Source organism: Methylorubrum podarium, assembly GCF_022179745.1.
Taxonomy (GTDB): Bacteria; Pseudomonadota; Alphaproteobacteria; order Rhizobiales; family Beijerinckiaceae; genus Methylobacterium; species Methylobacterium podarium.
The window spans coordinates 1-11,185 of record NZ_BPRD01000157.1 but is presented as its reverse complement, the minus strand read 5'-3'; the positions used below and the strand labels follow the sequence as shown (position 1 = coordinate 11,185).

At 71.3% G+C, this 11,185-nt stretch carries 10 protein-coding genes; 7 read left to right on the top strand and 3 right to left on the bottom strand.

Annotation, left to right across the window (positions count from 1 at the left end; translation table 11 throughout):
- Positions 1–223 precede the first annotated feature (223 nt).
- The gene (locus MFF42_RS08240) at positions 224–1,186 is read left to right on the top strand and encodes an IS110 family RNA-guided transposase (protein ID WP_238255311.1); all 963 of its coding nucleotides are present in this window, start codon (positions 224–226) and stop codon (positions 1,184–1,186) included.
- A 158-nt stretch (positions 1,187–1,344) separates the two neighbouring features.
- Here MFF42_RS08240 and MFF42_RS08235 read toward each other — a convergent pair whose 3' ends face one another.
- Positions 1,345–1,644, bottom strand: a complete 300-nt coding sequence (locus tag MFF42_RS08235) for a hypothetical protein (RefSeq protein ID WP_238255310.1) — start codon at positions 1,642–1,644, stop codon at positions 1,345–1,347.
- 142 nt (positions 1,645–1,786) lie between these two features.
- On the bottom strand, positions 1,787–2,812 hold the full coding sequence (locus tag MFF42_RS08230; RefSeq protein WP_238255309.1) for a TerC family protein: 1,026 nt from the start codon (positions 2,810–2,812) through the stop codon (positions 1,787–1,789).
- 296 nt (positions 2,813–3,108) lie between these two features.
- On the opposite strand from MFF42_RS08230, the gene MFF42_RS08225 reads away from it, so the two are divergent.
- Entirely contained in the window at positions 3,109–4,332 is a 1,224-nt protein-coding gene (locus tag MFF42_RS08225; RefSeq protein ID WP_238255308.1) for a TIGR03862 family flavoprotein, read from the top strand.
- A 36-nt stretch (positions 4,333–4,368) separates the two neighbouring features.
- Here MFF42_RS08225 and MFF42_RS08220 read toward each other — a convergent pair whose 3' ends face one another.
- Positions 4,369–5,241, bottom strand: a complete 873-nt coding sequence (locus tag MFF42_RS08220; protein WP_238255307.1) for a collagen-like domain-containing protein — start codon at positions 5,239–5,241, stop codon at positions 4,369–4,371.
- Between the two features lie 333 nt (positions 5,242–5,574).
- On the opposite strand from MFF42_RS08220, the gene MFF42_RS08215 reads away from it, so the two are divergent.
- The 5 genes from MFF42_RS08215 to msrB form a co-directional block, all read left to right on the top strand.
- On the top strand, positions 5,575–6,021 hold the full coding sequence (locus tag MFF42_RS08215) for a hypothetical protein (RefSeq protein WP_238255306.1): 447 nt from the start codon (positions 5,575–5,577) through the stop codon (positions 6,019–6,021).
- Between the two features lie 143 nt (positions 6,022–6,164).
- The gene (locus MFF42_RS08210; RefSeq protein ID WP_238255305.1) at positions 6,165–7,697 is read left to right on the top strand and encodes a malonate--CoA ligase; all 1,533 of its coding nucleotides are present in this window, start codon (positions 6,165–6,167) and stop codon (positions 7,695–7,697) included.
- 246 nt (positions 7,698–7,943) lie between these two features.
- Positions 7,944–9,410 carry a PAS domain-containing protein gene (locus MFF42_RS08205; protein WP_238255304.1) on the top strand — a complete coding sequence of 489 codons (1,467 nt, stop codon included), beginning with the start codon at positions 7,944–7,946 and terminating at the stop codon, positions 9,408–9,410.
- A 125-nt stretch (positions 9,411–9,535) separates the two neighbouring features.
- The gene (locus MFF42_RS08200) at positions 9,536–10,690 is read left to right on the top strand and encodes a YihY/virulence factor BrkB family protein (protein ID WP_238255303.1); all 1,155 of its coding nucleotides are present in this window, start codon (positions 9,536–9,538) and stop codon (positions 10,688–10,690) included.
- 105 nt (positions 10,691–10,795) lie between these two features.
- Positions 10,796–11,185: peptide-methionine (R)-S-oxide reductase MsrB (msrB, locus tag MFF42_RS08195; RefSeq protein ID WP_238255302.1), on the top strand; the 390-nt coding region annotated here is incomplete at its 3' end.

Genomic DNA, 11,185 nt, shown 5'->3' with positions numbered 1-11,185 from the left:
CTGGATTGTACGTTGAGTGCGTCGGTCTTTTCCGCAAACGGAAGAGGAACGACAAAGGGAGGGCCGCCGGCGGGATCGTTTCTGGATCGACTCACGAGGTCGCAAGCAATCTTGATCCGTCGGCGGCGCCTCCACGGTCTTGAGCACGAACGGTAGAGCGGGAGCAGCCCGAGCCTACAATCCGGTGCCAGAGGACCTTGCCTGTCTTGCGAAAGGCCTCGTCATGGTAGCCTCGCCCGCCCCCACCACGCCAGCCGCCCCCTGCTTTCTCGGCGCCGACATCTCGAAAGAGTGGGTCGACTTCGCCGACCTGCAGGGCCGCACCGCCCACATCGACAACACGGTCACGGCCCTGACCGCGGCCCTGTCCGAGCCGTGCTGGCGCGGCTGCGCCAACCTCGTGTGCGAGGCCACCGGCGGCTACGAGCGCCCGCTGATCGAAGCCGCCGCCGCGCTGGGACTGCCGCTGCGCCGGATCCATCCCAGCCGCGCCCGCGCCTTTGCCCGGGCCAAGGCGAAGCTGGCCAAGACCGACCGGATCGACGCCGCTGTCCTGGCCGCCTTGGCCGCCTTCACCGCGGACGAGCCCGCCCCGCCGCTGCCGAGCCCGGCCCAGCGCGCGCTGGCCGAGCTGATGACCCGGCTCGGCCAGCTCAAGGATCAGCGGCAGGCCGAGCAGTGCCGGAGGGAGCGCACCGAGAGCGCCCTCGTGCGCCGCTCGATCGCCGCCAGCCTCGCCCTGCTCGACGCCCAGATCCGGGAGATCGGCGCCGCCTTGGACGAGGCCATCGCCGCCGATGCCGAACGGGCCCGCACCGCCGCCCTGCTGCGCACCTGCAAGGGCGTCGGACCCGTCGCCTGCCGCGCCCTGCTGGCGTGGCTGCCGGAACTCGGCCGCCTCAACCGGCGCACAGTCGCCGCCCTGGTCGGGGTCGCGCCGATCACCTGTCACAGCGGCTCGTCGAGCCGCTCGGCCAGCATCACCGGCGGACGCAAGCCGTTGCGCGACGTGCTGTTCATGGCCGCCCTGACCGCCAGCCGCCACAACCCGGTGTTCCGCAGCCTCTACGAACGCCTGCGTGCGGCCGGAAAGCCCCACAAGGTCGCCCTCATCGCCGTCGTGCGAAAGCTCGTCACCACCCTCAATGCCATGGTCCGCGCCGGAAAACCCTTCCAACCCGCTTGACCCGAGACACGGTAGATCGCTTCGCTCACGCTCGCGATGACGGAGTTCAGGGAATTGCCGGAGTGATCAATCGGAAGCCGTTTGCTTCCGCTCCCGCGCACGACAAGGCCGCGGACCTTCGGGCCGGCGGCCTTTTTTGTGGCCCGATGACGCGAGCCTTAGCGCTTGGCGACCGCCTTCTGCAGCTTCGGCCGCTCCGAGGCGGCGCCGGCCATCAGCTTGGCGAGGTGGTCCTGATCGAGGCCGCTCATGCTGGCCGGCACGATCTCCGCCTCCGTGCTCCCGCGCTCGGCCTTCCGCGCGGTGATGGAGCCCGTGGTGACGGGGTCGGCCAGCGCCGCGACCGGCAGGGCCGGCGAGGCGGGCTCGCGCTGGACGCGCATCGCCCAGTGGGCGGCGGTGGAGAGGACGGCGATGGCCAGGATCGCCTTGATGCCGCCGGTCAGGAAACGCCGCATGGTCGGGCCCGAATACGCTGGGAACGCAGCCGGTTCCCCGGCCTGTCCCCATCATTGCGTAGGATCGTGAACGAACCGTCCGACACGCCGCGGGCGAAGCGTGCCGGATCGGGAAAAGGCGCTCGCGTGGATCTCCCGCGCCTCAGGTCCGGTGCGCGACCTGCCCCGGGGATTTCTGGTTCTCCGGCTCCGCCGCGCCGCGGGTGCGCCACAGGCTGTAGACGACGCCGAGGGTGAGCAGGACCAGGGTGACGAGGAGCGACACCCACGGCGGCAGGTGGACGAGTTCCAGCGTGTCGGCCACCACGATCTTGGCGCCAATGAACAGAAGGATCAGGGCGAGCGCCGTCTTCAGGTAGGCGAAGCGGTCCACCATCGCTGCCAGCGCGAAGTAGAGCGCGCGCAGGCCCAGGATCGCGAAGATGTTCGAGGTGTAGACGATGAAGGGGTCGGTGGTGATCGCGAAGATCGCCGGCACGCTGTCGACGGCGAAGATCACGTCCGCGATGTTGACGAGCACCAGAGCCACGGCGAGCGGCGTCAGCCAGCGCACGGTCTTGCCCGTCTCGGGATCGGGCCGGCGGACGATGAAGCGCTGACCCTCCGGCTTGTCGGTGATGCGCACCCACTTCCTGAGCAGGCGCATCGAGGCGCTGTTCTGCACGTCCTGCTCGTCCTCTTCCTTCGAGACGAGCATCTTGATGCCGATATAGATCAGGAAGGCGGCGAAGACCGAGAGCACCCAGTGCGCCTGCTGCACCAGGGCCGAGCCGAGCCCGATCATCAGGCCGCGCAGCAGCACCGCCGCGAGGATGCCCCAGACCAGCACCCGGTGCTGCGCCGCCCGCGGCACCCCGAGCGAGGTGAGGATCACCGCGATCACGAAGACGTTGTCCATCGACAGCGACTTCTCGATCACGAGGCCGGTCACGTATTCCTGGGCCGGGTCGAACCCGAGCATCCACCAGATCCAGCCGCCGAAGGCGAGGCCGAGGGTGAAGTAGAAGGCGGTGAGGAGCAGGCTCTCCTTCACCCCGATCTCGTGGTTCTTGTCGCGGTGGAGCAGGCCGAGATCGAAGGCCAGCAGGCCGGCCACCAGGGCGTGGAAGCCGAGCCACATCCAGACGGGTTTGCCGAGCCACTCGTGGGTGAGAATATCCATCATCATTGCGCGGGACCGGATGCTTCGCTTTCGGGAGAGCATCGGCTCCGACATCGCGGAGGCGTCTGCCGCCCCCCTCCCGAGCGGTCCGCCGGATTGGCGGACGAATGGCCTCACCGGGATTCCGGGAGCATCGCGAGGGGCACGGTGCGCGTTCCGCCAGAGGGGCCCGCAGCCGATGCCGGGCAGTTAGAGGGCCGATCGCGTCGAATCAAGGGCAGCGCGATTTTCCATCCTTGATTGCCGCCCGGAACGGGAGAGGCGCTTGACAGCGGCGCTCGCTCCGGGGCTTGCCGCGGACCATGGATGCGGATCGAGACAACGCCATCGCCATCGTCGGCGGCGGCCCCGCGGGGCTCGCGGCGGCGGAGGTGCTGGCCGGGGCGGGGCGGCCGGTCACGGTCTACGAGCGCATGCCCTCCGTCGGCCGCAAGCTGCTCATCGCCGGGCGCGGCGGGCTCAACCTGACCCATTCCGAGCCGCTTCCGGACTTCTTGGAGCGCTACGGCCCCGTCGATCCGCGCCTGCCGGCGGCGGTCGCGGCCTATCCGCCGGACGCGCTGCGGGCGTGGTGCAAGGCGCTGGGGCAGACCACCTTCGTCGGGTCGAGCGGCCGGGTGTTCCCGAAAAGCTTCAAGGCCTCGCCGCTCCTGCGTGCCTGGCTCGCCCGCCTCGACGGCCTCGGCGTCGCGATCCGCACCCGGCACCGGCTCGTCGGCCTGGACGAGGGGGCGCTCACCTTCGAGACGCCGGAGGGGTCTCAAGTCGTCCGGCCGCGGGCGACCGTGCTCGCCCTCGGCGGCGCGAGCTGGCCGCGGCTCGGTTCGGACGGGGCCTGGGTCCCGCTCCTGGAGGGGAACGGCGTCGCGGTCGCGCCGCTCAGGCCCGCCAATGTCGGCTTCCGGGTCGCGTGGTCGGCGCATTTCGCGGAGCGCTTCGCGGGCGAGCCGCTCAAGCGCTTGGCCGCGCGAATCGGTGCGGCGAGCGCCCGCGGCGAGGCGGTCGCGACGGCGGACGGCATCGAGGGCGGCGTGATCTACGCGCTCTCGCGGCCGATCCGCGAGGCGGTGGAGCGCGACGGCGTCGCCGAACTCGTCCTCGACCTGCGCCCGGATCTCGATCGGAACGCCCTCGAGGCGCGCCTCGGCCGGAGCCGCCCCGGCGAGAGCCTGTCCACCCGCCTGCGCAAGGCGGCGTCCCTGAGCCCCGCCGCCATCGGCCTGCTGCGCGAGGCGCACGGCAACGCCCTGCCGAGCGCGGCGGACGCGCTGGCGGCGGCGATCAAGGCGGCGCCCCTGCGGCTCCTGGCGCCGGCCCCGATCGCCCGGGCGATCTCGACGGCGGGCGGGGTCGCCTTCGCCGAACTCGACGACCGGTTCATGCTGCGGGCGCGGCCCGGCCTGTTCCTGGCCGGCGAGATGCTCGACTGGGAGGCGCCGACCGGCGGCTACCTGCTCCAGGCCGCCTTCGCCAGCGGCCGGGCGGCGGCAACGGGGCTGCTCGCCTGGCTCGATGGGCGGACCTGAGCCCGGCTCAGGCCCGGCTCAGGCCCCGGCTCAGTCTCACGGCCGGGCGCAGATGCCGACCATGCCGCCGCTGCCGGCCGCGCAGGACGCCTTCGCCTCGCCGTCGAGGGTCGCCGCGCCGCCCGTCTGACAGGTGGCCGAGGCCAGCACCTCGCCCGCCTCGCAGGAGAGCGCGCAGCCCGCCTCGGTGCACCCGCGTGCCCGCACGACGCGGAACGGCGCCGGCCCCGTCGCGGCGGCCTCGCCCTTCGCGCCCGCATCGCCCTTCGGTCCCGTATCGCCCTTAGGGCCGCGTTCGCCCTTCGAACCCGGCTCTCCCTTCGGCCCCGGCTCGCCCTTCGCTCCCGGCGCGCCCGGAGGTCCGGCCGGGCCGGCTTCTCCCCTCGGTCCGGTCTCACCCTTCGGTCCTTGGTCGCCCTTCGGCCCCGCGGCGCCCGCGGGACCGGGCGGTCCCTGAAGGCCCGCCGTGCCCTGCGGTCCGGCCGGACCCGGCTCGCCCGGCTTGCCGGCCGGCCCTTCCGGCGCGCAGTTGGCGACCACCGCCTCGCGCTCGTCCTCGCCGACCTTGATCACCGCGACGCAGGTCGGGGGGCGGTAGGGCAGCCGGAACTCGAAGCGTCCCCGCCGGTCGGAGAGGACGGAGATGTCGTCGTCGAGGATCACGGTCACGCCGCTCTTGCGCGCGCTGCCGGTGATGCGCAGGTCCCCGCCCTCGATGCGCGCGTCCCAGATCTGGATCGGCTGGACCGGCGGATTCGTCGCCTTGGCGCGGGACGAACGCGGCTGCGCCGCCGGCTCGCCCTGGGACGGCGCCTGGGCCGCCGCCGGTCCGGCCAGCGCGAGGGCCAGCGCGATCAGGAGCGGCGCGCGCGTCGGCTTGCGCCGTCTGAGGCTCGGCGGGTTCGGCATCCTCGGTCCTCCGATCGTGTCCCGCGCGTCTCTCGGCGCGGCGGCGAAGGTTTCCGTTGCGGGCCGGCCAGGGTCAAGCCCGGGCGGCCATCCACATCCGTCCACAGCGCCCGTCCACAGGCCAAGCGGCTGGCACGGGAAGCCATTCGAGAGATCGTCCACAGGCGAGCCCACAGCGTGACCTGGGCGAAGCCGGCCGCCCAGGGCGGTGGGAGAAAAGCGGAAGCCATCGGCGGGCCGATGTCCTAAGAAGGCCGGCAAGGCGTCCGATCCGCCGGCTTTCCGCCGGGCGCGGACAGCCGGAATCCACGACCTCGAGACCGAACCGCCGCCATGCTTCGCCCGCTTCTCGCCGCCCTGTTCCTCCTGTCCATCGCCGCGCAGGCGCGGGCCGACGAGTGCGACGCGCTCGCCGCCCGCATCGCCCAGGCGACGGGGGCGAAGAAGGCCGGCCGCCGGGTCGGGCCGAGCATGGACGTGAGGGCGGCGAGCGGGGTGAAGCTCGATCTCACCTGCCGCGCGCAGCCGATCGTGCAGGCGTCCTCCAGCGATCCCTCGCCCTCCGCGGAGTATTTTCGCGAGCTGACGATCGCGGCCGAACTCGTGGTCGGCGAGCCGGCCTCGGTGGTGCAGCCGATCCTGGCGCGGGCCTACCGGACGGCGCTCAGCGAGGGGCGCAAGTCCTTCATCCAGCAGAACGGCTGGTCGGCGAGCTGCTACACCGACAGCGCGGGGTCGCTGCGCACCCTCTGCTCGGTCGGGCGCATCCCGACGGAGTGACGCTGACAGGCGCGGCGGCGTGAGACCGCTCGGCGCCCGATCACGACCCTTCCCGCTTGAACCAAGCGCGCGCCCGCGCCAATGCGGAGGGCAAGGATCCGTCGCAAGGATCCATCGAAGGACATTTGGTGAGGAAACCCGCGATGGCCGAACCGACCGTCAACCACCTGTTCGGCCTCGTGCGCGCCCACTGCCCGGCCGAGCCGGACGCCAAGGTCTTCATCGAGACGTCGGAGGGCGCGCGCTACAGCTATGCCGACCTGCTGGCCCGCTCCGGCGCCTATGCCGGCGCGCTCCGGGCCCTCGGGGTGAAGCCCGGCGACCGGGTCGCGGTGCAGGTCGAGAAGAGCGCCGAGGTGATCTTCCTCTATCTCGGCGCGGCGCGGGCGGGCGCGGTCTTCCTGCCGCTCAACACCGCCTATACCGGCCCCGAGATCGCCTATTTCCTCGGCGACGCGGAGCCCGCCCTGTTCGTGTGCGACCCCGCCCGTGAGGCCGACCTGTCGGCGGTGGCCCGGGCGGCCGGCGTGCCGCAGCTGCGCACCCTCGACGCCGCCGGCCGCGGCAGCATGGCCGAGGCCGCCGACGCGGCGAGCCCCGATTTCGCCGACGTGCCCCGCGGGCCGGACGACCTCGCGGCGATCCTCTACACCTCGGGCACGACCGGGCGCTCCAAGGGCGCCATGCTGAGTCACGACAACCTCGTCTCCAACGCGCTCACGCTGGCGCAGTACTGGCATTTCACCGAGCGGGACGTGCTGATCCACGCCCTGCCGGTGTTCCACACCCACGGGCTGTTCGTGGCCACCAACATCGTGCTCGCCACCGGCGGCACGATGCTGTTTCTCCCCCGACTGGATGCGAAAAAGATCCTGGAGCTGATGCCGCGGGCCACCGCCATGATGGGGGTGCCGACCTTCTACACCCGCCTCCTGAAGGAGCCGGGCCTGACCCGCGAGGCGGCTTCGCATATGCGCCTGTTCGTGTCGGGCTCCGCGCCGCTGCTCGCCGAGACGCACCGGGAATGGGAGCAGCGCACCGGCCACGCCATCCTCGAACGCTACGGCATGACCGAGACCAACATGAACACCTCGAACCCCTACGAGGGGCCGCGGCGGGCCGGCACGGTCGGCTTTCCGCTGCCGGGGGTGACCCTGCGCGTGGTCGAGCCCGAGACCGGCGCGCCCCTCGGTCCCGAGGAGGTCGGGATGATCGAGGTCAAGGGGCCCAACGTGTTCCTGGGCTACTGGCGCATGCCGGAGAAGACCGCCGCCGAGCTGAAGGTGGACGGGTTCTTCATCACCGGCGATCTCGGGAAGATCGACCGCGACGGCTACGTCCACATCGTCGGCCGCGGCAAGGATCTCATCATCACCGGCGGCTACAACGTCTACCCGAAGGAGATCGAGAGCGAGATCGACGCGCTGCCCGGGGTCGTCGAATCCGCGGTGATCGGCATCGCCCATCCCGATTTCGGCGAGGGCGTGACGGCGGTGGTGGTGCCGGGCCCGGGCGCGCCGGACGAGGCGGCGGTCCTTGCGGCCCTCGAAGGGCGACTCGCCAAGTACAAGTGCCCCAAGCGCGTCCTGTTCGCGCCGGACTTGCCGCGCAACGCCATGGGCAAGGTGCAGAAGAATCTTCTGCGCGAGAAACACGCCGACCTCTACCGGGGCTGACGACCTCTTTGCGGACGGCCCGGTCGATGGCGCCCCGCCTTCCAGCGTGGCCGTATCCGATGAATACGCATGACCCGCAGCGCCCATCGCATCGGGTGCTGGCGCTCTCAAGCCTGTGATGCGATGCTTCGCGACGCAGGTGATAAGAGCGGGCCACATGGTTCCGGGGGTGAGCCGTCCCGGCGGCACGCGCCGCCGGCCGCCCGCGGTGTGTGTCGTGACTGAACCGCGGAGTTTCGTTCGAACGTGACCAGCAGTGCCGAGCAGGACCGGATCGATGCCGAACTGGTCCGCGTCTCCGACAGCTCCGATCCGTTCGCCGCTGCCGTCAAGGCGACGCGAATGCCGATGCTCATCACGGACCCGCACCGGCCCGACAACCCGATCATCTTCGCCAACGAGGCCTTCATCAAGCTCACCGGCTACGGCCGCGAGGAGGTTTTGGGGCGCAACTGCCGCTTCCTGCAGGGGACGGAGACGGATCCGCGGGACGTGGCGCGCATCCGCGACGCCATCGAGCGGCGGGTCCCGGTCGAGCTCGAATTGCTCAATCACAAGAAGAACGGCGAGGTGTTCTGGAACCGCCTCCTGATCTCGCCGGTCTTCGACGACGAGGGGCAGCTCACCTACTTCTTCGCCTCGCAGTTCGACGTGACGCTGGAGCGCGACCGGATGGTGCGGCTCCAGCGCGACCGCGACGCGCTGGAGCAGGAGGTCGAGCGCCGCAACGACGACCTCACCCGCAGCGAGCACCGCCTCGAATTCATGCTGGCCGCCGGCCGGCTCGGCGCCTGGAGCCTCGACCTCGCCGAGCGCCGGCTCGTCGCCTCCGACCTGTGCAAGCTGAATTTCGGCCGCCCGCTCGGCGAGCCCTTCACCTACGACGACCTCGTCGAGGCGGTGGTGCCGGACGATCGCGAGCGGATGCAGGCGGCGATGAAGGCGGCCATCGATCGCCGCAGCGATTACGACGTGGAGCACCGGGTCTCGGCGCCCGACGGCGAGATCCGCTGGGTGCAGCTGCGCGGCCGTGCCTCTTACCGGGCGGACGGGGCGCCGCTCTCCATGGCCGGCATCTCGCTCGACGTGACCGAGCGCAAGCGGGCCGACGAGCAGCGCGCCCTGCTCGCCGCCGAGATGAAGCACCGGGTGAAGAACTCCATCGCCACGGTCCAGTCGATCGCGCACCAGACCCTGCGCAACGCCGCCTCCCTCGACGACGCCCGCAGGACGCTGGACGCGCGCCTCAACTCGCTCGCCACCGCCCACGACATCCTGACCTCGGAAACCACCGCCGGCGTCACCCTCGCCGAGGCGGTGGAGAGCGCGCTGCAGCCGTTCCGGGTCAGTCCGCGCAACCGCATCCGGGTCGGCGGCCCGGAGGTGCGCCTCACCTCCCGCCTGACGCTCGCCGTGGTGATGGCGCTGCACGAACTCGCCACCAACGCGGTGAAGTATGGCGGCCTCTCGAACGAGTCCGGCCGGGTGATCCTCAACTGGGACATCGAGGGGACGGCGCCCAAGCGCCTGCTGATGCGCTGGGAGGAACTCGACGGCCCGCCGGTGGAGAAGCCGTCGCGGGTCGGCTTCGGCACGCGCATGATCGAGCGGGTGCTGGCCGCCGAGTTCGGCGGCGAGGCCCGGATCGACTACCGCAGCCGCGGCCTCGTCCTCACCGTCGAGGCGCCGCTGCCGGAGCGCGAGGGCGGCTGACGCCCGGTCGAGGTCTCCTCGTCGCGACTTCGTCGATCGGCGGCGGATTGCCATGGAACGGCCAAGCCTGGTCCGGGGTTGAACCGCGTCACACCCAAGGCGTCTGCGCCCGACCCCGCGGAACCATGCCGTCCTTTCCCCCGACCTCGCCCCGTCCGCCCGCGGAGGGCACGGCCCCCGTGCTCTGGACCCTGATGATGGGCGCGGCGCTGATCGCGCTCGCCGCCGCGCCCCGGCGCCGGCCCGACGACGCGCCGCCGGAGCCGCCCGAAGCCAAGGAATCCAACGGGGGCGCCCATTCCCACGAGGGCCGCTCCGCCCGATGGGTGGCGGCGACGCAGGCCGATCGCGGGCGCGCCGCCGACCATCCCGGCGAGATCCCGTCCCCCGGCTGGTGGGACATCGCCACGCGGGTCTACCTCGAGTTCAACAAGGACCGGGTGCTCTCGGTGGCGGCGGGCGTCACCTTCTACACCCTGCTCTCGCTGTTCCCGGCGATCGCCGCGCTCGTCACCTGCTACGGGCTCGTGGCCGACGTGAACACGATCAACGAACACCTCTCCGCGCTTCACGGCGTGCTGCCGGAGAGCGCCATCGACATCATCGGCGAGCAGGTGAAGCGCATCGCCGCCAAGGGCGGCGGCGCCCTGGGCTTCACCTTCTTCACCAGCCTGACGCTGTCGCTGTGGAGCGCCAACGCCGCCATGAAGGCGATGTTCGATGCGCTCAACGTCGTCTACGAGGAGGAGGAGAAGCGCAACTTCTTCTGGCTCAACGTCCGCTCCCTGACCTTCACCGCGGGCGCGCTGCTGTTCATCATCCTGGCGCTGACGGCGATCGTCGTGCTGCCGGTGGTGTTCAACTTCCTCGGCCTCGGCGACGGCGCCCGCCTCATCGCCATGGCGCGCTGGCCGGCTTTGCTCCTCGTCCTGCTCGGCGGGCTCGCCGTGCTCTACCGCTACGGCCCGAGCCGGGAGCGGGCGCGCTGGCGCTGGGTCGGCGCGGGCAGCGTGGTGGCCGGCCTGCTCTGGCTCGCCGCCTCGATCCTGTTCTCGTGGTACGTCGCCAATTTCGGCAATTACAACGAGACCTACGGTTCGCTCGGCGCCGTGATCGGCTTCATGACCTGGATCTGGATCTCGGCCACCATCGTGCTGCTCGGCGGCGAGATCAACGCCGAGATCGAGCACCAGACCGCCCGCGACTCGACCACGAGCCCGCAGAAGCCCCTGGGGCAGCGCGGCGCGCGCATGGCCGACACCGTGGGCGCGGCGGCCTGAGGCCTGGACAACCTATCATCGGTTCTTGCGCGACCGGGTCGCACTCGTGACAAGCGGTCCCCGGCACTATCTTGCCGAACGAGAGACGAACCGAGGAACGCGACTATGGCCGGATCCGACGTCATCGGGACAGATCCCGGACTTCGCACCGAAGACGAGTGGCGCGCGACGCTGACGCCGGAGCAGTACCGCGTCCTGCGCGAGCACGGCACCGAGCGGGCCGGAACGAGCGGCCTCAACGCCGAGAAACGCCCCGGCACGTTTGTCTGCGCCGGATGCGGCACGCCGCTGTTCGAGAGCGAGACCAAGTACGAGTCGGGCAGCGGCTGGCCGAGCTTCTTCGCGCCGATGGAAGGAGCGGTCGAGACGCAGGTCGACCGCAGCCACTGGATGACCCGCACCGAGGTCCATTGCGCCCGCTGCAAGGGCCATCTCGGCCATGTCTTCGAGGACGGGCCGGCCCCGACGGGGCTGCGCTACTGCATGAACGGCGTC

Excerpts from the sequence above, each read along its gene's own strand:
- MFF42_RS08220 (WP_238255307.1), bottom strand. The coding sequence starts at position 5,241 with ATGCCGAACCCGCCGAGCCTCAGACGGCGCAAGCCGACGCGCGCGCCG.
- MFF42_RS08230 (WP_238255309.1), bottom strand. The coding sequence starts at position 2,812 with ATGATGATGGATATTCTCACCCACGAGTGGCTCGGCAAACCCGTCTGG.
- MFF42_RS08240 (WP_238255311.1), top strand. The coding sequence starts at position 224 with ATGGTAGCCTCGCCCGCCCCCACCACGCCAGCCGCCCCCTGCTTTCTC.
- MFF42_RS08235 (WP_238255310.1), bottom strand. The coding sequence starts at position 1,644 with ATGCGGCGTTTCCTGACCGGCGGCATCAAGGCGATCCTGGCCATCGCC.
- MFF42_RS08200 (WP_238255303.1), top strand. The coding sequence starts at position 9,536 with ATGCCGTCCTTTCCCCCGACCTCGCCCCGTCCGCCCGCGGAGGGCACG.
- MFF42_RS08215 (WP_238255306.1), top strand. The coding sequence starts at position 5,575 with ATGCTTCGCCCGCTTCTCGCCGCCCTGTTCCTCCTGTCCATCGCCGCG.
- MFF42_RS08225 (WP_238255308.1), top strand. The coding sequence starts at position 3,109 with ATGGATGCGGATCGAGACAACGCCATCGCCATCGTCGGCGGCGGCCCC.
- MFF42_RS08210 (WP_238255305.1), top strand. The coding sequence starts at position 6,165 with ATGGCCGAACCGACCGTCAACCACCTGTTCGGCCTCGTGCGCGCCCAC.